Origin of the sequence: Pseudomonas sp. B20(2017), from assembly GCF_002113125.1 — a bacterium.
In the GTDB taxonomy this organism is placed as follows: domain Bacteria; phylum Pseudomonadota; class Gammaproteobacteria; order Pseudomonadales; family Pseudomonadaceae; genus Aquipseudomonas.
The window spans coordinates 190,459-214,368 of sequence record NZ_NEJP01000007.1; the positions used below are offsets into that span (position 1 = coordinate 190,459).

A 23,910-nucleotide genomic window follows, 5' to 3' on the forward strand; every position below is an offset into this window, starting at 1 on the left:
CATTAATTTATTTTATAAGAGCGATTGGCAACGTCAGGACTGACAAGAACCCTATGTTCTGTACCGAACTCATCAAAAACCTGCAAATTCACCTGTTCCGCTCGTTTGGGCCTGTCAGGATATTCAGCTGTTAAATGGCTGAGTATCGATATTGTTCCGGGTTCTTGAGGAACGGTTCGATAGCCTTGAGGGGTTCGCGCCGTCACTTGCGCACCATAAATCGGGGCAATGTAGCCGACATAGCTTCTTAGCCCTTCCGAGACCTTTGTGGCATCACCAGAAGAAAAGAATTCGGTTGCATAATCTGCGTCATGTTTAACCTGCAGACTTTTCCAATCAAGCAGATTGATCTGCCGTCCTTCACCAAACAAGAACAGACTGTATTGCTCTACCTTTTCAAAGAGGCTGGGCAAATCCAAGGTTCTGATTCTGTTCAGCATGAAATTTGCTTTCGGATACAGCTTGGGTGCAATCGCCTGCAGCGAAATGCTGCTGTCATGGCCTCCGAACCCATTGCTACGATATTTTTTACCTTCAAGGATGACTTCAGCGGCAATCTGGATCGAGCCCGGGCGGCGGCAAGTTACCCAGAACTCGAAAACCTGAACACTTTCCGAGGGATCGGAAAGTCGATTGCCGACTTCAGGTACCAACGGCGTAATGCGAGCCGTTCCTCCTGCCATGTCGTGGGCATAACGGTTTTCCTGTGCGTCGACGCTCCAGTCACCGCTGAGCGGAGCAGAGGTGTTATAGCTGATCAACTTCAACGTCTGCAGGGCGGGATGCCCGTAGAGCGAAACCTCCTCTGCCTGAGCGTTTTCTCCCGAAACCAGCACCAGCACCCGAACTTGCATGCGGCCGTTGGCATAAAGTACTTTTTGGCGTTCGGTGGATGAGTCAAATTTCACCTCGAGGCGCTGAACACTCAGATCACTCTCAAACATATAAACATTCTCCGGGACAAATAGTTGGGCAAGCGCTTTATCGCATCGACCAATTAGTACATATCCCAGAGACAGAAAAACAGAACTACCCTATATCAAAATATGATCAAACGAGAGCAGATGTTAAACACTGAAAAATCTGAAGAACTAACAACTCCCAACCATTGAAACCCTCACCAAAAAGCACTTCAGCCCTTTGGAAACAAACTTTCACCCCCCTCAATCAAGACACATTTTTTCACCCACAAAAAAGCCACCTTCACACACTCGCCTGAAAACGAGGGAACAGGTGGCCATAACAAAAACCGCTCACCAGGCAAAAAGTCACATCACTCGCAACGCCCCAAAGCCATCAATCACTTTCAGACTCCACACCACTATCAGACGACTCGGAAAGATCTGAAACATCATCAAACACAGGTTCCCGGGTTCTAATAACGATCTTGCAATCCATACTCGCATTCTGAAGATATTCGTTGATACGAAACCTGGCAGATTCCCCCAGTGGGTTATCGATCAAATTGACAAACAAATTCTGCGTATCCGGAATTTCAAACAGTTCCTCCCCGACATCGACAATATTGTTATCGTGCAAATCAAGCAGCTTCAGGCTTTCCAGTTGCTCCACTCCGGAAGGAATACGGACAAGGCCGGTATCACTCAAGTAAACCTCTTCCAACTGGCGCATGAATCCCAGATGAGGAACAGCACCCAACGGATTTTCGTCAAGCCTCAATAGTGTCAGGGTTTCAATTCTGGCCAGACCTTGCACGTCGTTGTCAGACAGCCGAAGTGAACAATCCCTCAGAACCAGATGCCGCAGGTTGCGCATCTGAAAAATACCCGGAGCGAATTCCTCCATCCGCACCTTCTCAAGGATCAGGTAGCGAACGTTGGGAAAGCTGTCGAGCAACCTGCCCAGGTTTACATACGGGTTGCGCGCCTCCAGTACCAGCTCTGTCACGTACTCAAATCTGGCGGCGATGTGCGGCAGTTCGCCATTGAAGTCGATGAACGCCGAAAAGCTTTCACCATCGGAGTCAAAGGCTGCTATCGGGTTTCGTTGCCAGATGGCTTGCAGATTTTCACTGAACTTTTGGCGCAACTGCTGTTGATCGACCCATGCCTCGCCCCCCCATTGCAGCCCCTCTCCAGGAGGTGGGACTGCATCGGCGCACCATACTTTCAAATCCTGGCGCAACGTTTCGAACTCTTTTTCCAGTCGGGTCAACACCCCACCTGGATCACTCTTCAAACGATCGTTGATAAATGCCGTCTGCTCCCCATCCGAGAGCTCCGGATAAAGCTCTCGTACGCGGTCTGCAACCGACTTTGCCAACATCGGGTTGTTATCGCCCCCCCCTCGCAGCCCTCCCGCCTGTCTATATTGCACGGCGGCGGGATCGACAGAAACCGGAAGTGATGCCAGCCCCAACGCTTCACTCACAGCCTGGCGCGATGGCAACGGTTGCGCACGAATCAGATGCTGCAGCGCTTGTCCTTCCCCATCCGTCACACCGAGCGTCTGGCGCTGTTCGGGCAGCAACAGCCACCAGACTGTCGAATACAGATCGCCCTGCCCCATTGACGACAAGCCCTCCGGGCTGTGGATGACATAGCCTGCGTCCTGGCGAATCAGGACATGATGGAGTGCAGTCCCGAAATCGCCGATATCAGCAGCTCCCCAACCCTGTCGGATCTCGATACGAACGTTTTGTGGCCACTTCGACAGACGCACGATCATATGCAACGCCAGTCGGTCACTGTCCAGGCTGGATACCGAATCCAGATACAGACCTTCACAGGCTCTGGCCAGACGAAAATCGCGCAGGGCCACCAGCGCGTCCTTTGCCATTTGCCGCGGCATTCCCCATTTGTGATACATGTGTAGACGATCGGCTGCGCTTGCATCGCGCCACAACGCCTGGGCCAATGCCTTGGGCAAGTCAGGAAAAACCCGCCGCATCTGCAACGTATTTTCATCACAGTCGAGTTCGAATGCGTGCTCATGATCCCGAAAGAGGGCTACCTGGTCTCGGCGGGCGTTTCGTGCGAGAGGATCGCCTTCGCGCAACCGCACAAGAGCCTGAAGTTGCGGATCGATCTGGGCGCGCACCAAAAGATCGGGGTGTTGTATATGTGTGAAGCGTGTCCGGATTGTTTGATCGAGGCTGAAGCGCCTCACGGTGTCATGCAACAAGTCCAGTGACCAGGGATACATGCGGGGATCGCGTGCCAGCGCTTCACTCATTCCACTTACTGCAAGGATGCGTGCAATCGTGACATCGAAAAAGTCGTCGACGGGATGTCCCATGGAGCGAAACAGTTCAGCCGTTCGCCCCCGCACCGAATTGAGCCTCGCCACGTGATCACGCGAATCGCTGTTGTCCAGCGGATGCCATAGCCGGCCTTCGCTGTCCGGTTTCAGTAGTGGGCCGGAAGGGTTGAATTCTCTGGCGAGTGTGGCGCGAAAAAGGCCACTCTCGGTATCGAGTGCCACTTGCACAAAATGGACATCGTCGACAGCGACATACTGACGCTGCCTGAACGTGCGGATGCCCCGTGCATCAGCCTCGCTGAGGTTTTTGGGTGTGGGTATCCAATAATCTGCCAGCGAGGGCGCAGCATGAGGCACTCCAATCCCGTCGATGACAGAAAACATCGGGCTCACCTTCACATCGATCGACGGTATCAGTGTGCTCGGCACGGTCGCACGGTTGAACGGTTGCAATGATTCCAGGTGATGCGACAGGGGTAGCTGCGGCTTCAATGGAAGGGGAGACGGTGGCCGATATGAGCCCACCGTGCTGGAGTCGGATGTTTTGTTTGGGTCGGGTACAGGTTTGACCTTCGGCGGTTTGCCAGCCATGAATGTTCATCCTTGAAGTACAGTAGCGCAGACCCTGCATGATTGAAGGGTCAACGCCAGAAAGAGGTAATAACACTTCCATGCGATTACCGGACGATTGAACATTTACAGCTTATTGGCAGACGCCGGTAAAACAGCATAGATATCTACTACATTCACAGACGTGTATCAGCGAAGCCTGGAATCAGCCTCGCTCCAGATAAATATTGCGCTCGTAGAAGTTCATGCGAATTGCCAGCCTGTGTTCCGTACCGTGTTGATCAATGGCTCGAAAGTGAAACACATCGCCGTACCTGGCTGCTGGCGCAAGTGACGAATACTCGGACAGTGCTTGCACGGCGGTCAGTTCTCCGTCGTGATCATTGACTCTGACTGAGTAATGCTTGTCTTGGCTTGTAATAGCGTCAGAATAAAAAGCGAATGCAACTGAATCGCCATTGAAGGGCAATTTAACTCTCAGCGCACTTCGTTCTGGCCGGACAAGCGTGGCTTGTATGTAGTTGGTTTTTGATTCATGAAGTTTATTACCCCCTGCAAAATCATGGTCAGCGCCAGCTTCTACTCCATCGGCGACCCAATCGACCAATTTGATCTGCTGCCCCTGCGGATATAGCCCAAGGTAATAGTTCAAGATGCGATTGCCGGGCTCCTCATTGCCGCGCCGGGTTTGATACCAGCGGAATTGTTCAATGGCGTAGGTCTGAGGCAATTGTGCTTCGAGAGTGACACTGCTGTCATGGACGCTGGACAACGTGGTGCCGTTACTCAGAACCCGCTGCCCGTTCAGATTAAGGCGCGCGGCGATCTGGGTCGTTCCGGCGACCGACGAAGATACCCAGAAGGTGCGCACCTGCGGATGGGCGCTGTCAGCTTCCACATCGTCGTCATTAACGTCTACGGTTGTGAGCGAAGTTTTTGCCTCAAGGGTATACCGCCCTTGTTCAGTACTCGCGGCCCAGCCATCGCGCAACGTTTTTCCAGTGCCGTAATGAATAAGCTCGATGCTGTCCATCACTTCCGCCGGTACGTGCATGGTGTTTCCGGTGGCGTCTACCCCGGAAACCAGAATTTGCACTTTCACCTGCATGCGGCTATTACCGTACAACGACTTACTGCGGGTGCTATCGCTGGCATCAAACTTTACTTTGAAACTCGCAAGACCCTGGAGGGCGGGAGGAATAGTTTGCTGACTCGGCGTTGCTTCCATGTTTTCACTCATGATGCATATCCTTTGAAGAGCTTTTTAATTGAAGATGGACATCGAACATTCCTTCAACAAAACAAATAACATGCCCTTCAAAAAACCGGCAAAGCGAAATATGTAAGAAACATACACTTGCAAGTCCTAAGCGACTTACAAACCCGTTACCCAACAAACAAATACCTGAACACAACAAATATCAATGTTCATCGTTATACACAAACTTCGGCATTTCCCAGTGAAAACGGATCGCCAGCAGACGCAAAAGGAAACCACCGAACAGCGTGATCAGTATCGCCTGCTCACTCGGCACGTTCAGGAACAGACAGAGCATGTAGCACCACGCGGCAGCGAACGAGACGCTGGCGTACAGCTCACGGCGGAAGATCAGCGGGATGTCGTTGCAGAAGATGTCACGCAGGATGCCGCCGAATACCCCGGTGATCACGCCGCTGACCGAGGCCACCAGCATGCCGTGGCCCATTTCCAGGGCGGTCATGCAGCCGATCAGGGTGAATGCCACCAGACCGACCGCATCGAGCACCAGAAACAGCGAACGCAGGTGACGCATCCAGCGTGCGGTGAACACGGTAATCATCGCCGCAACCGTCGTCAGCACCAGATATTCCGGATGTTTGACCCAGGTCAGCGGGTAATGCCCGAGCAGCACGTCGCGCACCGAACCGCCACCCAAGGCCGTGACGCAGGCGATCAGCACCACGCCGAACCAGTCCATGCCGCGACGGCCCGCAGACAGCGCGCCGGTCATGGCTTCGGCAGTAATGGCAACGAGGTAGAGCATCAGCAACATGGTGGCGATCCTGGCAGGAAGGCGCGCAGTCTACTCACTTCGCCGAGGCACCAAAAGAGGGCGCCTCGGCGTGGGTGCCGATCTCAGAACTTGATGAAATGCTTGCGGTAGTGCTGCAGTTCCGCGATGGATTCGCGGATGTCGTCCAGCGCCAGGTGAGTGCTGCCTTTCTTGAAGCTGTCCCGCACGTCCGGCGCCCAGCGCGCGGCCAGTTCCTTGAGCGTGGAGACGTCGAGGTTGCGGTAGTGGAAGTAGCTTTCCAGCGACTTCATGTGGGTATAAAGGAAGCGGCGATCCTGGCAGATGCTGTTGCCACAGATCGGCGACTTGCCCTTCGGCACCCACTTTTCAAGGAAGGCGATGGTTTCGGCTTCAGCCTCGGCCATGCTTACGCGGCTGTCGCGCACGCGCTGGGTCAGGCCGGAGTTGCCGTGAGTGCGAGTGTTCCACTCGTCCATGCGGGCGAGGACTTCGTCGCTGTGGTGAATGGCGATCACCGGGCCTTCGGCCAAGGTGTTCAGGTCACTGTCGGTGACGATGGTGGCCATTTCGATGATGACGTCGTTTTCCGGATCCAGACCGGTCATTTCGAGGTCGATCCAGATCAGATTCTGCGGGTTTTGCATATTTCGGCTCCTGAGCAATGCTGCGCAGTTTAGCCTAGGCAGCCTGCCGGGCGTGCTAAACTCGCGGCCGTTTTACCTAATCGCTGCATTCTTCAGACGGAACACCCATGGCCAAACGCCAACTCAATCGTCGTCAAAACTGGCGCATCGAAAAGATTCAGGGCGAGCGCGCCGCCCGCGCCGCCAAACGCGAGTCCTCGGCTGTCGAGGCGCTCGAAGGCGGCGATCTGGGCCCCGAACAGCACGGCCTGGTGATCGCCCACTTCGGTGTGCAGGTCGAGGTCGAGGCCGTCGACGGCGAGCTGGCCGGCCAGGTTTTCCGCTGCCACTTGCGGGCCAACCTGCCCGCGCTGGTGACGGGCGACCAGGTGGTCTGGCGCGCCGGCAACCAGGGCATCGGCGTGATCGTCGCGCAACTGCCGCGCACCACCGAGCTGTGCCGTCCGGACAGCCGTGGCCAGCTCAAACCGGTGGCCGCCAACGTCGACATGATCGTCATTGTCTTCGCCCCGCTGCCCGAGCCCCATGCGAACCTGATCGACCGCTATCTGGTCGCCGCAGAGCACGCGGGCATCCGCCCGTTGCTGCTGTTGAACAAATTCGACCTGATCGACGAGCAGAACGCCCCGGCGCTCAATGCTTTGCTCGCGGTCTATCGCACGTTGGGTTATCCGGTGCTGGAAGTCTCGGCGCACCACGGCAACGGCATGGAGCAATTGCAGAAACAGCTCGACGGACGCATCAGCGTGTTCGTCGGCCAGTCAGGTGTGGGCAAATCGTCGCTGGTCAACAGCCTGTTGCCGGACGTCGAAACACGCGTCGGCCCGTTGTCCGAGCTGTCGGGTCAGGGCACGCACACCACGACCACCGCACGCCTGTTCCACTTCCCCGGCGGCGGCGAACTGATCGACTCCCCGGGCATCCGTGAATTCGGCCTCGGCCACGTCAGCCGCGCCGACGTCGAAGCCGGCTTCATCGAGTTCAACGACCTGCTCGGCACCTGCCGCTTCCGCGACTGCAAGCACGATCGCGAACCGGGATGCGCACTGCTCAAGGCCCTGGAAGACGGCCGCGTGCAGCAGCAGCGAATGAACAGCTACCGCTCGATCATCGCCAGTTTGCCGGAAAACGGCTACTAAACAGCCCTGTCGGCGGCCCTTCCCCAAGGGCTGCCGGTTGTCGGAACCTGCCGGCGTTCCCACCCTCTCCTTAAACACAAGCCCTTTCTGTAAGCCTGATTACTTCAGTTTGCAGGACATTTCTCTTTTCCCGCCCAGACCTTGTAGCGCCCTTCCAGAGGCCTAAATTGGGTTCTTCCTTCGCACCTATGCGATCTCCGAGGAACCCCATGCAGACCTATCATTTGTTCATCAGTCACTCGTGGAATCATCCGCACGCCCACGACAATCTGGTGCGCCTGCTCGGCGCTCAACCCGACTTCTGCTTCAAGAACTTTTCCGTGCCACCGCACAATCCGATCATGGGTGCACGCACCGACAAGCAGCTTGAAGAGGCGATCGAAAACAAGATCCGGCCGTGCTCGGCGGTATTGTTCATGGCCGGCATGTATTCGACCTACAGCAAGTGGATCAACAAGGAAATCGAGATCGCCAGACGCATGGGCAAGGTGATCATCGCGATCAAACCGTTCGGTGCCGAACGGATTTCCACCGTTGTACGCAATGCCGCACATGCCGAGTGTGCGTGGAACACCCAGAGCATCATCAAGGCCATCCGCCTGCACACGGCGGTGTAACCATGCGCAAGGGACTGTTTATCGGCATCAACCACTACCACCATGTCGCCCCTCTGAGCGGCTGTAACAACGATGCCATGGCCATGGCATCGGTACTGGAGCGCCACGCCAACGGGCGGCCGAACTTCAGCAGCAAGGTACTGACTTCAGCCGAGGAGAAACTGACACTCGACACGATGAAGCAACAGATCCGGGAGCTGTTTTCCGGCGACTGCGATGTGGCGCTGTTGTACTTCGCAGGCCATGGCCAGTTCGACATCAGCATCGACGAAGGACTGCTGATTCCTCAGGACTTCCGGCACGGCGGCGAAGGCATTCGCATCAGCGACATTCTGACGTGGGCCGATCAGGCACCGCACATCAAGAACAAGATCATCATCCTGGATTGCTGCCAGGCCGGCGCAGCAGGTGCCATGCGCAGTCTGCGCGGTGGCAGCAGCGTGATCGGCGAAGGCATGACCATCCTGACGGCCTGCAAGAAAGAACAATCGGCGCTGGAAAGCCGTGGCCACGGGGTGTTCACCGATCTGCTGTTGCAAGCCCTGCACGGCGGCGCAGCCAATGTATTGGGCAAGGTCACGCCGGGCAGTGTGTATTCGTTTGTCGACAATGCGCTGGGGGTATGGGAACAGCGGCCGGTGTTCAAGACCAACGTGTCGCAATTCGTACCGCTGCGCGAAGTCGCGCCGCTGATTGCCGAAGAAACACTGCGCAAGCTCAAGGACTGGTTTCCCGAGCCGAGCTTCGTCTTCCGGCTCGATCCCAGCTACGAACCCACCGAAGCGGCATTCGATCCCGATCACGGCGATGTCTTCAAACAGTTGCAGATGTGCAACCGCCACAGCCTGATCGAACCGGTCGACGCCGAGCACATGTACTACGCCGCCCTCCACTCCACCGGCTGCCGCCTCACTGCACTCGGCGCCTATTATCGAGAGCTAGCGCTCAAAGGACATTTCTGATGCCCGTATTCATCAGCTACCGCCACGGCGATCGCGCTCAGGCGATTGCCATCAACAGCCGCCTGGTTCAGGCCAATATCAAGACCTACCTTGATGTGCTGGATCCTGAATCCCAGACCACCGACGACATCACGGGTGTCATCACCCGTAACATCACCGAGTGCAGCCACCTGCTGGCCGTGGTGTCGGAAAAGACCGCACTGTCGTGGTGGGTGCCGTTCGAAATCGGCGAGGCGACCATCAGCCACCGACGAATCTGCTCGTTCAGAACCGGGCCGGCGGAGCTTCCGCACTACCTGGACAAATGGCCGAAGCTGAGCACCGATCGGGATCTGGACTTCTTCATCGATGCTTACCGCACCGAAGGAAACGTCAAGCGCTCCATGACCCTGGATTCGGTCACGGCAAATCAGTCAACGCGAACCGCCAATCGACACAACGCCGAAGTGTTTCATGACGCGCTGAAAAACCGTATTCGACGCGGGTTTTAATCAGCCCGAGCGCCGCAGGGAATACGTCTGTGACCAGCCTTCCCGCCGGACACAAAAAAGCCGACATCGCTGTCGGCTTTTTTGTGGGTCACTGCTTCGGCGCGGGTGCCGGTGCAACAGGCGCCGGGGCTGGTGCCGCTGCGCCCGGCTCGGTCGGTTTCGGCAGCGGGTCGTCGAACAGGTTCAGCCGTTCGCGCAACTCGTGGGCCGGCACCGGTTGCTGATCCGCCGGCAAGGCGTTCGGGTCGACCGGTGTGGCCGGAGCCGCACCGTTCTGGCCTTGGTCTGCCGGTTTTGCGGCATCGGCACCTTGCGCACCTTCGATGGCCGCCTGGGCCTTCTTGGTCAGCACCACGATGTCGATGCGGCGGTTGACCGGGTTGAACGGGTTCTCCTTGTCGAACAGCGCTGACGAGGCGTAACCAACAACCCGCGCCACTTGAGCGTCCGGATAACTGCCCGCCACCAGTGCACGCCGAGCGGCGTTGGCACGGTTGGCCGAGAGCTCCCAGTTGCCGAAGTCGCCGTTGCCGACGTAAGGCTTGGCATCGGTGTGGCCGCTGATGCTGATCTTGTTCGGCACCGCTTTGATGGTGTCGGCCATGGCCAGCAGGATGTCTTCGAAGTACGGCTTCAGGCGTGCAGAACCGGAGTCGAACATCGGACGGTTCTCGGCGTCCATGATCTGGATGCGCAAGCCGTTCGGCGTGATCTCGAACAGGATCTGATCCTTGAATTTCTGCAGTTGCGGGTTCTCGTCGACCTTGTTCTGCAGTTCTTGCAGCAACAGTTCCAGACGTTCCTTCTCGACCTGCTCGGCCATGCCTTCAACCTGTTCGGTGTCGACCGTGACCTTGTCCGGCTGCGGCTGCGACTTCACTTCAGGGTTGAGGGTGTTTTCCGGCGCCAGGGTCGGCGTACCGCCCAGATCGATGATGTACGGCGTGCCGCTCTCGGAGAAACCGACCGGGTCCTTGAAGTAACCGGCGATGGCGATCTTCTGTTCCGGGGTCGCGGTGGACAGCAGCCACAACACCAGGAAGAACGCCATCATCGCCGTCGCGAAGTCGGCGAAGGCGATCTTCCACGCCCCGCCGTGATGCCCGCCGGCAATGCGTTTGACGCGCTTGACGATTATTGGCTGGTTATTTTCCATGACTTAACGACCGCGAACGGCTTGTTCCAGCTCGGCAAAGCTTGGACGGTGAGCCGGGTACAGAACCTTGCGACCGAACTCGACAGCCAGCGACGGCGGCATGCCGGAAGCCGAAGCCACCAGCGAGGCCTTGATGGCTTCGTAGACGTTCAGCTCTTCCTTGGCATCGTGCGCCAGGGAGTGCGCCAGCGGGCCGAAGAAACCGTATGCCGCGAGAATACCGAAGAAGGTACCTACCAGTGCCGCACCCACGTGCAGGCCGATGGACTTCTGATCACCGTCACCCAGCGAAGCCATGGTCACCACGATACCCAGTACCGCCGCGACGATACCGAAGCCGGGCATGCCGTCGGCAATGCCGTTGACGGCGTGCGAAGGATGTTCCAGTTCTTCCTTCAGGCTGTACAGCTCCATGTCGAACAGGCCTTCCAGCTCGTGGGGAGCCATGTTGCCGGACGACATGATGCGCAGGTAGTCACAGATGAACGCGGTCATGCGTTCGTCTTTCAGTACCGCCGGGTACTTGGCGAAGATCGGGCTCGCGGCGGCGTCTTCGATGTCGCCTTCGATGGCCATCATGCCTTCGCGGCGGCTCTTGTTGAGGATCTCGTAGATCAGGCCCAGCACTTCCAGATAGAACGTGTGGCTGAAACGCGAACTGAACATGCTCAGGGATTTCTTGAGCACGTGCATCGTCATGTAGCCGGGGTTGGCCTGCAGGAATGCACCGAGTGCAGCACCACCGATGATCATCACCTCGAAGGGCTGGATCAGGGCGGCAATCTTGCCGTGGGAGAGCACGTATCCGCCGAGCACGCTCGCGAATACGACGATGATGCCGATAATTTTAGCCATAGGTAGAAAGGTACTTGTTTAAGTCGGGTTCAAGGTCATATTCGGAAGTTAAAAAATCTCTTCTTCTACTTATCGGCAAAACTGCGCCAGACTATAGCCAGTTCAGGCGAAAAGCCAATTTAGCCCATGCCGGGCGCGTCTACCGTCAGTGAAGATCTCGTCCAGACATGGCTAATGAAACGAACGTCCCACACATAAACCCGACCACACTCGATGGCTGGGTGAAGCTGCTCGACAGCGTTCGCCTGCCGGTGCCGCAAGATGCCCATGACCGGGTCTGCCGGGCGATTCGCGATGACCGCAGCTCGCTGCGCGACATCGCCGACCTGATGCAGGACAGCCCGGCGCTGGCCCTGAGCATCATCCGCGAAGCCAACCGCCACACCCACGGCAACATGACCGCGCCGGCGGAAAACCTCGAAGTGGCGATCAATCGCCTCGGCCTTGCCCGCACTGAAGAGCTGCTCGCTCGCCTGCCTGCTGAACCCGCCGCACAAATCCCCCAGGCCCTGCGCCAGTTGCAGATGATCAGCCAGCACGCCACGCAACAGGCCAACGGTTTTTTCGCCAGCCGCCTCGCGCGTCTGTGGCAGGACATTCATTGGGGCAGCCTGCTGTTTCTGTCGCCGCTATGGCCGTTGGCGCTGACCTTTCCCAAACTGCTTGAAGAGTGGGAAGTGCGGGTTATCCACAAGGGCGAATCGGCCCGTGCAGTAGAGAAGCAATTGTTCGGTGTGCGCCTGCTGAAAATCGGCGAAGCGCTGGTGGAAGCCTGGCGTCTGCCGATCTGGGTGCAACAAGGTTACCGGCTGCTGCTGACCGAGCAGCGCGAACTGGTCAAAGTCCTGCGCATTGCCCGCGACGTCGATCATCCGCTGCGCCAGCAAAATCGCCTCGATGACGACCCGACCCTGCGCCGCTGGCTCAATCAGCCGGCCAACACCGTGTTGCTCGCCAACGGCCTGGCCCTCTCGGCGCAACAGGCCTGGGACAGTCCGCACAGCGAGCGCTGGCAATACCTGACCAGCCTCTACCTGCAAATCTCGATGGACGAGGTGCAACAGCAGTTGCACCAACAGGCTGCCGTCAGCGCTCGCCATCATTCCATGCCGGACCTTTGGCACCCGGCGGTTTCGCTGCTGTGGCCTTGGGGCACCCGTCGTCTGCCCGCTGGAATGCTCCCGGCTGCGGCGCCGTCCGCTGAAGACCTGACCCAGTGGCGCCGCCAATGCGCGGAGCTGCTGGCCGTGCCAAGCCGCTTCACCAACGCCATGAGCCTGACCGTCGCCGCCCGCGATGCGATGGTCGCCAGCGGCATGCGTCGGGTGATGATCCTGATGGCCGACCGCAGCCACGCCAATCTGCGCGTCCATCAAACCTCGGGGTTGCCGAAGGAAGCCGCTGCGCTCAACTTCGTCGTCAGCCAGAGTTCGGTGCTGCAACGCTTGCTCGCGCAGCAAGCGCAAGTGCGGATCACCCCGGACAACAACGCCCAGTTTTCCGCCCTGCTGCCGCCCTCGCTGCGCGCCCTGTTCCGTGGCGAACATCTATTCCTGCGCTCGTTGGTGAACAACGGTCGGGTGATCATGATCGTGGTCGCCGACCAGGGTGGCGGGCCGTTCGCCGACATCACCGTGCAGGCCTTCGGCAAAACCGCGCAGTGCATCGAGAAAGCCCTGCACAGTTTTAGCCAGCGCGGCCGATGACAGCTACAATCCTTCCCCTTTGTGCTCTGGAGACCTCACATGTCTGATTTCTCTGGCCTGGCCTTGGTGATCGAGCCGAGCGACCTGCTGCCGCGCCTCGAATACCGCGATCTGATTCTGGTGGATCTGACCAGTGCCGCCCGCTACGCCGAGGGACATATTCCCGGCGCACGTTTTGTCGATCCGAAACGCACTCAGCTGGGTCAGGCGCCGGCTCCGGGCCTGTTGCCGAGCAAAGAAAAACTCGAAGAACTGTTCGGTGAGCTCGGCCATCGCAAGGACGCGGTCTACGTGGTCTATGACGACGAAGGCGGCGGCTGGGCCGGGCGTTTCATCTGGCTGCTCGACGTGATCGGTCACGACAAATACCACTACCTCGACGGCGGTCTGCCGGCGTGGCTGGCGGAAGGTTCGCCGATGTCGATCCAGATTCCTCCGGCGGTGGGCGGCCCGGTTGCCCTGACCCTGCACGAGGAACCGACCGCCACCCGCGAATACCTGCAAAGCCGTCTCGGCGCCGCTGACCTGGCAATCTGGGACGCCCGCGGGCCGCTGGAATACTCCGGCGAGAAAGTCCTCGCAGCCAAGGGTGGACACATCCCCGGCGCGGTCAATTTCGAATGGACGGCGGGCATGGATCAGGCGCGCCAGTTGCGCATCCGTACCGACATGCCGCAGATCCTCGAAAACCTGGGGATCACCCAGGACAAAGAAATCATTACCCACTGCCAGACCCATCACCGGTCCGGTTTCACTTATCTGGTGGCCAAGGCCCTCGGTTATCCGCGGGTCAAGGGCTACGCCGGTTCCTGGGGCGAATGGGGCAACCACCCCGACACCCCCGTCGAGCTTTAAGGATTTTTAAGGACAGTCATGAAAGAGCGTTTGTTTATCATCAGCCAATACCTGCTGCCGCATCACTTGCTGTCGCGCCTGGCCGGCTGCATTGCCGAGTGCCGCGTGCGCTGGTTCAAGAATGCCTTCACCACCTGGTTCGCCAAGCGTTATCAGGTCGACATGTCCCAGGCGCTGGTTGAAGACGTGACCGCTTACGAGCACTTCAACGCCTTCTTCACCCGCGCCCTGAAAGACGGCGCACGCCCACTGGACCAGACCCCGGGCGCGATCCTCAGCCCGGCCGACGGCGCGATCAGCCAGCTCGGCCCGATCGAGCACGGTCGCATCTTCCAGGCCAAGGGCCACAGCTTCAGCGTGCTGGAACTGCTGGGCGGCGATGCAGCCAATGCGGCGCCGTTCATGGGCGGTGAATTCGCGACTGTTTACCTGTCGCCGAAGGACTACCACCGCGTGCACATGCCGCTGGCCGGCACCCTGCGCGAAATGGTCTACATCCCGGGTCGGATCTTCTCGGTCAACCAGACCACCGCGGAAAACGTTCCGGAACTGTTCGCCCGCAACGAGCGCGTGGCGTGCATTTTCGACACCGAGCGCGGGCCGATGGCCGTGGTGCTGGTGGGCGCGATGATCGTGGCATCGATCGAAACCGTGTGGGCCGGCCTGGTCACGCCGCCGAAGCGCGAACTGAAAACCTTCCGCTACGACGAAGCCGCCCGGGCGCCGATTCATCTGGAAAAAGGTGCGGAACTGGGTCGATTCAAGCTGGGTTCGACCGCGATCGTGCTGTTTGGGCCGGGTCAGGTGAAATGGGTTGAAGAATTGAAAGCCGGCTCGCCGGTACAGATGGGTCAGGCTCTGGCACAGTCGAACGCCTGAACCTGTTGATCCGCCCTTTCGCACGTCTGCGAAGGGGCGGACACGACCTGAGTGGCGCCGTTACTCTATCTGCCCACGGAAGCCGATCGGCCCTTCGTTGGCGTAGGTATTGGTGCCGCTGAGGTTTTTCCCTCCGTCACTGGACGTGACGCTCAACGCGATAACGTTCTGGTTATCCCGCCCGCCGATCACCCATTTGCCACCCGGATGCCAGGGGGCATCGTTGCCGCCCCACTGGTTTTCGACGTTGTACTGGTTCTGGCCAGTGCGCTGAGCCTTGAAGCCAATAGGGCCTTCGCCGGCGTAGGTCATGGTGCCGGTGAAGCTTTTGCCGCCGTCGCCGGACTTGATCTCGATCGCGACGACGTTCTGGTTGTCCCGCGCGCCCAGCACCCAGGTTCCACCCGGATGCCAAGGTGCCGAACTACCGCCCCATTGATTTGCCACTGCGTATTTAGACATGAACCTCATCTCCTTGAAGTTTCGGGAGACCTGCCCGAGGTTGACGGCAGGCCGTGCAACCGTGCGTTTCCGATCGCACGTCTGAGAGACTAGTAGCGCCTGCGGGAATGGCACCAGGCCAGTAGACCAACGGTAAAAAACCCTGACAAACACCTGCGAAACAGACCACAACTGCTAGAGTTTTGGGCATTGCCCTATTCGCCGCCGGAGCTTGTCACGGCATGAGTGAGCCACGATCCCGACCTCAGCTGAGCGCCCCGACGCCCACGCAGTTGCGCCTGTCCTTCTGTGAAGCCACCCCGCGCGACCTCAAACGCTGGATCGCCGGCCTGCCCAAGGCCAACATCGGCGAAACCGCGCGCCTGCTGTATCAAGGCCTCGGTGAACTCAATCAACTGCTGACCCCCAGCGACAACCGTCTGCATCTGCTGGAACTGCTGCGGCCGGAGGTGTATTTCGTCTGCCAGCACCTGGAACGGCACTTTCTGCATCAGGCGATCATGCTCGATGAGCGTTCACGCAAGATCAGCAACCTGTGCCAGGCCCTGCAAAGCCATCTGGCTATCGGTTACAAACAGATCGTCCTGCGCATAGCACCGAAGTACAGCAAGGATCGCGCGGCACTGGTGAGCGAAGCGTTGCAACGGGCAACTCATGCCTTGAACGGGCAACTGGTTCGCGCCACTCAGCTGTACAGCCCTGCGCCGGAAAACCTGTGGTTTGAATTGCATCAGTTGTTTCGCTGCGCCTGCGATCTGCAACTGCAACATCGCCGGGTTCGCGACGACCTCGCCAGCCTGACCGGTGAGTTGAGCGTCGAACAGACCTACCTCGCTGCCCTGCTGCTGGGCAGCGCCCGCTGCAATCAGTTGCGGCAAAATCAGATCGCCCGCCTGGCTCAGGTGGTGGAGCCCTGGAGTGCCTGGCTGAAGCTTCACCCTGCCAATCCGGGCGAGGGCTTGTTCGCGATTTCCGCAGACATCGATACCGGCCCCCGCTACCGCAGCAATTTTCGCAGCGAACAACAGTCCGGCCTGCTCGGGTTTGACCCGCAACCGCTGGTGAACGCCATCGAAGCCCACTTACTGCACAAGGACGCTGCAACGCCTCTACCCGTGCCGGCGGGATTGAGCCTGGACACCCTGCAACATCTGCATGCAACTTGGGGTCAGGCCGCCGAACGCAGTTTCAAGCGCACTGTCGGCCAGGGCAGCCTGACCATTTGCGTCGGCATGAGCGCGCTGCATTTCTACCTCGGCGGTGAACGCACTTTCAGCGAACTGCTCAAGCACCCCGGCACGCGCGCTGCGAATTTCAGCCAGGTGGTCGCCCAAGGCGAAAAGGACAGCTGGAGCCAGGCATTCGATGCCGCCCCGCAGAGCAAGTCCGACGAATTCCTGCCTTACGAAGAAATTCGCTACGAACCACTGGCCGATGACGAGGGCGACGCCGACAGCCCACCGCATTACCCGACCTACGCGTTGCCGGTGATCAACCACAGCCCCGGCGGTTATTGCCTGGCCTGGCCAAAAGAGGTGCCCGCCGAATTGCAGGCCGGGGAAATGGTCGGCATCCAGGACACCACGAATCAGGGCTGGAGCATTGCCGTGGTGCGTTGGATCCGCCAGGTACGTGGCGCCGGGACACAGATGGGCATCGAACTGGTGGCGCCACACGCCCAGCCCTGCGGCTTGCAACTGGTGCGTTCGCGGGATGATCACAGCCATTATCTGCGCGGTTTGCTGTTGCCGGAGATCAGCGCAATCGACTTGCCGGCGACGCTACTGGCGCCGCGACTGCCGTTTCAGGAAGGCAATAAAGTGCTGATCAACACCCAGGGCGAAGAGCACCGCGCCGGACTGGATCGGCGGGTGGCCAGCACTCACAGTTTCAATCAGTTTGCCTATCGCTCGCTGGAGGGCGCGCAGAATGGTGGGGGCGAAGAGGATTTCGACTCGTTGTGGAAATCCCTTTGAGTGGAATCGGATAATCCTGGGCGCCCCTTTCGCGAGCAAGCCCGCTCCCACAGTGGAATGCATTTCAATTGTGGGAGCGGGCTTGCTCGCGAACGGGCCAGCTCAGGCGACAGAGCTTTCAGAGCTGCCCGTCGCGATCCCGGAAGCCCAGCAGGTACAACACGCCATCCAGACCGAGGGTCGAGATCGCCTGCTTCGCCGACTGCTTGACCAGCGGCTTGGCGCGGAACGCCACGCCCAGACCGGCGATGGCCAGCATCGGCAGGTCGTTGGCGCCGTCACCCACGGCGATGGTCTGCTCCAGGCGCAAACCTTCCTTTTCAGCCAGCTGCTTCAGCAGATCGGCCTTGCGCTGGGCATCGACGATCGGCTCGATCGCCACGCCGGTGCACTTGCCGTCGACCACTTCCAGTTCGTTGGCGAACACGTAGTCGATGCCGAGTCTAGCCTGCAATTGCTTGGCGAAGTAGGTGAAGCCGCCCGACAGGATCGCGGTCTTGTAGCCCAGGCGCTTGAGTTCGGCGAACAGGGTTTCGGCGCCCTCGGTCAGGCGCAGCGAGGCGCCGATCGAATCGAGCACGCTGACATCCAGACCCTTGAGCAGCGCCAGACGCTCCTTGAAGCTGGCGCGGAAGTCCAGCTCGCCGGCCATGGCCCGCTCGGTGATTGCCGAAACCTGGTCGCCGACGCCGGCGGCTTTGGCCAGCTCGTCGATGACTTCGGCTTCGATCAGGGTCGAGTCCATGTCGAACACCGCCAGACGACGGTTGCGACGGAACAGCGAATCTTCCTGAAAGGCGATGTCGACGTTCAGCTCCTGGGCCACGCTGAGGAATTCGGCGCGCAAGGCCTGCGGGTCGGCCGCTTCGCCCCGCACAGAGAACTCGATGCAACCCTTGCCCTTGTCCGCCGGAGTGTCCAGCGGCATGCGACCCGACAGACGGTCGATATGGTCGATGTTCAGGCCGTATTTGGCGGTGATGGAACTCACGGCCTGCAACTGGCCGGCGGTGACCTTGCGGGTCAGCAGGGTAACGATGTGGCGTTTCTTGCCCTGATTGCCCACCCATTGCTGGTAATCCTCTTCGGATACCGGGGTGAAGCGCACCTGCTGGTCGAGCTCATAGCCTTTGAACAGGATGTCCTTGAGCACTGACTTGCCTTGCAAGGAGTCGGGAATTTCCACGAGGATGCCGAACGACAGCATGTCGTGAATCACCGCCTGACCGATGTCGAGGATATTCACACCACCCTGCGCCAGTACACCGGTAATGGCCGCCGTCAGACCCGGACGGTCGACTCCCGTGATGTTAATCAGGACGATTTCGCGCAACGCGCACCCCCGCAACTGGAAAAAAACCGCATTCTACCCACTTTCAGTGACCATCGGGCACCGCCAGCGCTTTGCCGGTCTAGGGCCTGTCGCTATACTGCGCGTCAACTTCACGGACAAAAGAGCCGAGCTCAGTGAACCGGCCCACGCCAGTTAAAACCGATAACTTCTTTCTGCTGATCTTCCGTGCACTGCGCCACCGCCGTGTACCGATTGCATTGCGCATTGCCAGCCATAACGTGATCCTGGTCGCCCTGGCCCTGGTGATCTATGCCTGCGTGATGGGCCTGCAGTTCAAGCAGGCTATGCACGAGCAGGCCGATGCGCTGGGCGAAAGCCTGACCACGCAGACCGCCACCTCCGCCACCGAGCTGCTGGTGTCCAACGACATCCTCAGCCTCAACGTGCTGCTCAACAACCTGACCAAGAACAAGCTGGTGGCCCACGCCGCCATCTACAGCGTGGACAACCGCATCCTCGCCGAGTCCGGTCAGCGGCCCAAGCACGGCCTGCTCGGCGAAGCCGAGGGCATGTACGAGAGCAAGATCACCTTCCAGGACGTGACCGCCGGGCAACTGCGCATCAGCCTGGACATGGATCAGTTCCAGCAGCCGATGACCATCAGCCTGCAAAGCATGGGCATCCTGAGTGCGATCCTGCTGGCACTGTCCCTGGCCCTGAGCCTGCGTCTGGGCCGGCACATCTCCACGCCGCTGCTGCAATTGCGCGTGTGGTTGCGCCGGATCGACGAATACACGCCGGGTATCGAGCGTCAGGACGAGATCGGCGATCTTGCCCGCCAGTTGCACGCCAGCTATGCCCCGGAACCGGCCGAACCGGAGCCCGAGCCAGAACCCGAGTTCGAGGACGACGAGCCGGAATTCGAAGTGCGCAACCTGCGTGATCCGAGCTTCGACGAAAGCCGCCCGATGGCTGCGCAGAAGCCTGCGCCACGCCATGTGGTCAGCACCGTTGAAGACGACGATGACGAAGATCCGTTCGCCGATCTGCGTGACGAGTCGCTGAGCGATGCCGCACAACCGGCGGTACGCCGGCCGACCCCGAGCGTGCCGCAACATACGGCGGTACTTGCGGTGCAACTGGGTTCGCAGGAACAACTGCGCCGTTTGCCGCGTGCACGTCTGGAAGAGTTGCAGGATCGCTATCGCGACTGCCTGGAGCAGGCTGCTTCGCTGTATCAGGGCGAAATCGAAACCCTGAACGACGGCAGCACGCTGATGCTGTTCCACACCGAAGACAGCGGCGACGATTACTTGACCAACGCCATCTGCTGCGGCGAGCTGCTGCGGGCGCTGGGCCACCAGTTGCAGATCGAAGTCGCCGACAGCGGCATCACCCTGCAATTGCAGCTGGGCCTGACCCTTGGCGACGAGCTGTTCGGCCTGAGCCAGATCGACCTGTTGCTGACCGACTCCGCCCAGGACGCCCTGGCCCTGTCGCAACACAGCCGCAACCTGCTGCTGGTGGAGCGCAAGATCGGTGACGACGCGCTGATCCGCCAGCGTGCACGGATCCGCCCGATCGCCAGCCCTGAGGGTGCCTGCTGCGTGGAGCGGTTGATGGAGCCTTATCCGTCGATGCTTGAACGGCAACTGGCGCGGATGCATGAGCGCCGGGTATAAGCGTTAGCCCAGAAACGATGAAGCCCGCAGACACGCGATTGTCTGCGGGCTTTTTGCTGCCTGTGCCAATCCCTTCGCGAGCAGGCTCGCTCCCACACTTGATCAGCGGCGCCCACACTTCCTGTGGGAGCGAGCCTGCTCGCGAAGAGGCCAGCTGCCATACCGTAGAGATCCCGCCACCAGACACAACAAAGCCCGCACAAGGCGGGCTTTGTCTTGACTCAAGCCAGACTCAGAAGCGAAACACTTCCATATCCGTACGAATCGGTGAAGCCATCGGGATCTTCGGCTGCTTCTCGGCTTCAGCCGCCGGCGCGGCTGGTTTCGGTGCCGGTTTGCGCGGCGCCTCGGCGACCGGCGGCTGGTTGGCCAGCGGCTTGAGCGCGACCGAGAGCTGTTCGGCAAGGCGTTGCAGCAAGATGCCCTGGGCCTGAACCTGCGAAGCCGTCCCGCCGCTGTGCAGTTCTTGCAGATGGACGATGCGGTTGTCCCGCACCTGGCCACGACGGTCGATCAGACGCCATTGTGCATCGAGAATTGCCGGTTGCTTGGCACCGGAGTCCAGACGCGTGATGGTCAACAGCACCTGCACATCCGGGGTGAACCCGGCGGTGGCCGGTGCCAGCACTACGCGTTGACTGTCCAGATGACCGGCAACCTGACGCAGCAGCAATTGATCGATATCCGACGAAAGGCTGCCAGCCCAGCGGCCATCGACCGCTGCCTGCAGGCTGCCGTCCGGCTGACGCTGCAACAGGGTTTCACGTTGCAGGTAATCAGCAACGATCACAGGTCCCAGTAAAACTGCCATGCCCGCGCTTTGCGCAGGCTGAGCCGGACTTCCGCTGTCCAGCTGATACAGCGACACCGGCTGGTGAACGCTGCAACCCGCCAGACCAAGAACGCCGGCGAGCAGGAAAATAAGGGGGCGCAGAGAAGTCATCATCCCGTCCAGGTGGCCGCCACAAGGCTGACCACAGTGAAAATACTCAATAAATATAAATAACGCTCGGCCACGCCGGCGCTTGGAAAGGCCATATCATCCGTGAATATGCGTTCCGACTCCAGCGCCAAAGCGCCGATCTACGGGTTAAATCCTAGATCGGAGCGTCTAGGACGCCTAATTGAGGTTTTCGACGAGCAGCGCATCCACTCGCTGGAAGCCCCGCGGCAGTTTATTGCCACGGCGACCACGCTCACCCTTGTAGTGTTCGAGGTCGTCGGCTTTCAGCGACAGGGTACGTTTTCCGGCCTGCAGCACCAAGGTGGCGCCTTCCGGTAAAACGGCGATGTCCGTGACATATTCTTCGCGGCTGGCAACACGTTCGCCGGAAATCCCGATGATCTTGTTGCCTTTGCCCTTACCTAATTGTGGCAGATCGCTGATCTTGAAGATCAGCAAGCGACCCTCGGTCGTCACCGAGGCCAGCCAGTTCTGCTCACGGTCGGCCACTGGGCGCGGCGCGATCACCTTGGCGTTGTTCGGGAGGCTCAACAGGGCCTTGCCGGCCTTGTTCTTGGCTTGCAGGTCTTCACCCTTGACCACAAAACCGTAGCCGGCGTCAGAGGCGATCACGTACAGCGAGTCCTCCTCAGGCATCAGCACACATTCGAACGTTGCGCCCGGCGGTGGCGTCAGACGGCCGGTCAACGGCTCGCCCTGGCCCCGTGCCGATGGCAAGGTATGGGTGGCCAGCGAGTAACTGCGGCCGGTGGAGTCAATGACCACGGCCGACTGGTTCGAACGCCCCGCCGCCGAGGTCTTGAAGCCGTCCCCAGCCTTGTACGACAGGCCGGTGGCATCGATCTCGTGGCCCTTGGCCGATCGGATCCAGCCTTTTTCCGACAGCACGACGGTGACTTTCTCGTTCGGCAGCAGATCGTGCTCGGTCAGTGCCTTGGCTTCGGCGCGCTCGACGATTGGCGACCGACGGTCGTCGCCGTAGGTTTCGGCGTCTTTCAACAGCTCGCTGCGCACCAGTTTCTTCAGCTTGGCTTCGCTGCTCAGCAGCGCTTGCAGCTTGGCTTGTTCCTTGAGCAGTTCGTCCTGTTCGTCGCGCAGCTTCATCTCTTCCAGTCGCGCCAACTGACGCAGGCGGGTGTCGAGGATGTAGTCGGCCTGGATTTCGCTCAGGGCAAAACGCTCGATCAGCTTGGCCTTCGGCTGATCCTCGGTGCGGATGATGTGGATCACTTCATCCAGGTTGAGGTATGCAATCAGCAAACCATCCAACAGGTGCAGACGACGCTCGACCTTGTCGAGGCGGAATTGCAGGCGGCGACGCACGGTCAGCACGCGGAATTCCAGCCACTCCACCAGCAACGCACGGAGGTTTTTCAGCTGCGGCTTGCCGTCCAGACCGATGATGTTGACGTTGACCCGGTACGTCGACTCCAGCTCGGTGCTGGCAAACAGGTGCTGCATCAGCGCTTCATGATCGACACGGCTGTTGACCGGGATGATCACGATGCGGCAAGGGTTTTCGTGATCGGATTCGTCGCGAAGATCGGCGATCTGCGGCGCTTTCGACGGCTTGGCCTGCATCAGCGCGGCGATCTGTTCCAGCACCTTGGCCCCGGAGACCTGGTGCGGCAGCGCGGTGACGATGATGTCGCCGTCCTCGACGTGATACACGGCGCGCATGCGCACCGAACCCTTGCCGGTTTCGTACATTTTCAGCAGGTCGGCGCGCGGCGTGATGATTTCCGCTTCGGTCGGGTAGTCCGGACCCTGAATGTGTTCGCAGAGCTGTTCGACCGTGGCTTTCGGCTCATCGAGCAGACGCACGCACGCGGTGGCGACTTCGCGCAGGTTGTGCGGCGGCACGTCGGTGGCCATGCCCACGGCGATACCGGTGGTGCCGTTGAGCAGGATGTTCGGCAAACGTGCCGGCAACACCAGCGGTTCCTGCAGGGTGCCGTCGAAGTTCGGGCCCCAGTCTGCAGTGCCCTGGCCCAGTTCGCTGAGCAGCACTTCGGAATAACGCGACAGCCGCGCTTCGGTGTAACGCATGGCGGCGAAGGATTTCGGATCGTCCGGCGCACCCCAGTTACCCTGGCCGTCCACCAGCGTGTAGCGATAGCTGAACGGCTGGGCCATCAGCACCATCGCCTCGTAGCACGCCGAGTCGCCGTGCGGGTGGAACTTGCCGAGCACGTCGCCGACGGTACGCGCCGACTTCTTGTGCTTGGAATCGGCGTCCAGCCCCAGCTCGCTCATGGCGTAGACGATACGCCGCTGTACCGGTTTCAGACCGTCGCCGATATGCGGCAGGGCACGGTCCATGATCACGTACATGGAGTAGTTGAGGTAGGCATTTTCGGTGAAGTCAGCCAGCGACCGGCGTTCTACACCGTCCAGGCTGAGATCAAGGGAGTCGCTCAT

Annotated in this window: 20 protein-coding genes; 9 read left to right on the forward strand and 11 right to left on the reverse strand. The window is 59.6% G+C overall.

What is annotated here, in order from left to right:
• Positions 1-2 precede the first annotated feature (2 nt).
• The 5 genes from CAF63_RS12820 to orn all read right to left on the reverse strand — a co-directional run bounded on the left by CAF63_RS12820 (position 3) and on the right by orn (position 6,451).
• The gene (locus CAF63_RS12820) at positions 3-944 is read right to left on the reverse strand and encodes a hypothetical protein (protein ID WP_085685182.1); all 942 of its coding nucleotides are present in this window, start codon (positions 942-944) and stop codon (positions 3-5) included.
• Between the two features lie 352 nt (positions 945-1,296).
• Positions 1,297-3,813 (reverse strand): leucine-rich repeat domain-containing protein, encoded by a 2,517-nt coding sequence (locus CAF63_RS12825; RefSeq protein WP_143492451.1) that lies wholly within the window; start codon positions 3,811-3,813, stop codon positions 1,297-1,299.
• Between the two features lie 184 nt (positions 3,814-3,997).
• A complete protein-coding gene (locus CAF63_RS12830; protein WP_085685189.1) occupies positions 3,998-5,032 on the reverse strand; it encodes a hypothetical protein in 1,035 nt (344 codons plus the stop codon).
• Between the two features lie 181 nt (positions 5,033-5,213).
• Positions 5,214-5,825: a trimeric intracellular cation channel family protein gene (locus tag CAF63_RS12835; protein WP_064593093.1), complete on the reverse strand. Its 612-nt coding sequence runs from the start codon at positions 5,823-5,825 to the stop codon at positions 5,214-5,216.
• An 83-nt stretch (positions 5,826-5,908) separates the two neighbouring features.
• Positions 5,909-6,451 carry an oligoribonuclease gene (gene orn, locus CAF63_RS12840; RefSeq protein ID WP_007950739.1) on the reverse strand — a complete coding sequence of 181 codons (543 nt, stop codon included), beginning with the start codon at positions 6,449-6,451 and terminating at the stop codon, positions 5,909-5,911.
• A 107-nt stretch (positions 6,452-6,558) separates the two neighbouring features.
• Between orn and rsgA the strand changes: the two genes are divergently transcribed.
• The 4 genes from rsgA (at position 6,559) to CAF63_RS12860 (ending at position 9,660) form a co-directional block, all read left to right on the forward strand.
• Positions 6,559-7,590, forward strand: coding sequence for a small ribosomal subunit biogenesis GTPase RsgA (rsgA, locus tag CAF63_RS12845; RefSeq protein ID WP_085685192.1), 1,032 nt, complete (start codon positions 6,559-6,561; stop codon positions 7,588-7,590).
• A 209-nt stretch (positions 7,591-7,799) separates the two neighbouring features.
• On the forward strand, positions 7,800-8,207 hold the full coding sequence (locus CAF63_RS12850; protein ID WP_085685195.1) for a TIR domain-containing protein: 408 nt from the start codon (positions 7,800-7,802) through the stop codon (positions 8,205-8,207).
• A gap of 2 nt (positions 8,208-8,209) precedes the next feature.
• On the forward strand, positions 8,210-9,169 hold the full coding sequence (locus CAF63_RS12855) for a caspase family protein (protein WP_085685198.1): 960 nt from the start codon (positions 8,210-8,212) through the stop codon (positions 9,167-9,169).
• The gene (locus CAF63_RS12860; protein WP_085685200.1) at positions 9,169-9,660 is read left to right on the forward strand and encodes a toll/interleukin-1 receptor domain-containing protein; all 492 of its coding nucleotides are present in this window, start codon (positions 9,169-9,171) and stop codon (positions 9,658-9,660) included. The genes CAF63_RS12855 and CAF63_RS12860 overlap by 1 nt, the downstream gene beginning before the upstream one ends.
• An 88-nt stretch (positions 9,661-9,748) precedes the next feature.
• On the opposite strand, the gene motB is transcribed toward CAF63_RS12860, so the two are convergent.
• Both motB and motA read right to left on the reverse strand, forming a co-directional pair.
• On the reverse strand, positions 9,749-10,816 hold the full coding sequence (motB, locus tag CAF63_RS12865; RefSeq protein WP_085685203.1) for a flagellar motor protein MotB: 1,068 nt from the start codon (positions 10,814-10,816) through the stop codon (positions 9,749-9,751).
• Between the two features lie 3 nt (positions 10,817-10,819).
• Positions 10,820-11,671 carry a flagellar motor stator protein MotA gene (gene motA, locus CAF63_RS12870; RefSeq protein ID WP_085685206.1) on the reverse strand — a complete coding sequence of 284 codons (852 nt, stop codon included), beginning with the start codon at positions 11,669-11,671 and terminating at the stop codon, positions 10,820-10,822.
• A gap of 167 nt (positions 11,672-11,838) precedes the next feature.
• Here motA and CAF63_RS12875 point away from each other — a divergent pair, with 167 nt between their 5' ends.
• From CAF63_RS12875 to asd, 3 genes are read left to right on the forward strand one after another with little or no spacing between them, the layout of a single operon-like run.
• Positions 11,839-13,377, forward strand: coding sequence for an HDOD domain-containing protein (locus CAF63_RS12875; protein ID WP_085685209.1), 1,539 nt, complete (start codon positions 11,839-11,841; stop codon positions 13,375-13,377).
• 39 nt (positions 13,378-13,416) lie between these two features.
• Positions 13,417-14,232, forward strand: coding sequence for a rhodanese-like domain-containing protein (locus tag CAF63_RS12880; RefSeq protein WP_085685212.1), 816 nt, complete (start codon positions 13,417-13,419; stop codon positions 14,230-14,232).
• 18 nt (positions 14,233-14,250) lie between these two features.
• On the forward strand, positions 14,251-15,111 hold the full coding sequence (gene asd, locus CAF63_RS12885; RefSeq protein ID WP_085685216.1) for an archaetidylserine decarboxylase: 861 nt from the start codon (positions 14,251-14,253) through the stop codon (positions 15,109-15,111).
• Between the two features lie 60 nt (positions 15,112-15,171).
• Here the strand turns inward: asd and CAF63_RS12890 are convergent, their stop codons facing one another.
• Positions 15,172-15,573, reverse strand: a complete 402-nt coding sequence (locus CAF63_RS12890) for a hypothetical protein (protein ID WP_011332171.1) — start codon at positions 15,571-15,573, stop codon at positions 15,172-15,174.
• A 221-nt stretch (positions 15,574-15,794) separates the two neighbouring features.
• Here CAF63_RS12890 and CAF63_RS12895 point away from each other — a divergent pair, with 221 nt between their 5' ends.
• The gene (locus CAF63_RS12895) at positions 15,795-17,549 is read left to right on the forward strand and encodes a molecular chaperone (RefSeq protein WP_085685219.1); all 1,755 of its coding nucleotides are present in this window, start codon (positions 15,795-15,797) and stop codon (positions 17,547-17,549) included.
• Between the two features lie 118 nt (positions 17,550-17,667).
• Here the strand turns inward: CAF63_RS12895 and serB are convergent, their stop codons facing one another.
• Complete coding sequence (gene serB / locus CAF63_RS12900; RefSeq protein ID WP_085685222.1) at positions 17,668-18,882, reverse strand: phosphoserine phosphatase SerB; 1,215 nt, start codon at positions 18,880-18,882, stop codon at positions 17,668-17,670.
• Positions 18,883-19,016: 134 nt separating this feature from the next.
• Between serB and CAF63_RS12905 the strand changes: the two genes are divergently transcribed.
• Positions 19,017-20,525, forward strand: coding sequence for an AhpA/YtjB family protein (locus CAF63_RS12905; RefSeq protein ID WP_085685225.1), 1,509 nt, complete (start codon positions 19,017-19,019; stop codon positions 20,523-20,525).
• A 232-nt stretch (positions 20,526-20,757) separates the two neighbouring features.
• Here the strand turns inward: CAF63_RS12905 and CAF63_RS12910 are convergent, their stop codons facing one another.
• Together CAF63_RS12910 and parC are read right to left on the reverse strand one after the other, a co-directional pair.
• Complete coding sequence (locus tag CAF63_RS12910) at positions 20,758-21,468, reverse strand: membrane integrity-associated transporter subunit PqiC (protein WP_085685228.1); 711 nt, start codon at positions 21,466-21,468, stop codon at positions 20,758-20,760.
• 177 nt (positions 21,469-21,645) lie between these two features.
• Positions 21,646-23,910, reverse strand: coding sequence for a DNA topoisomerase IV subunit A (gene parC / locus CAF63_RS12915; protein ID WP_085685231.1), 2,265 nt, complete (start codon positions 23,908-23,910; stop codon positions 21,646-21,648).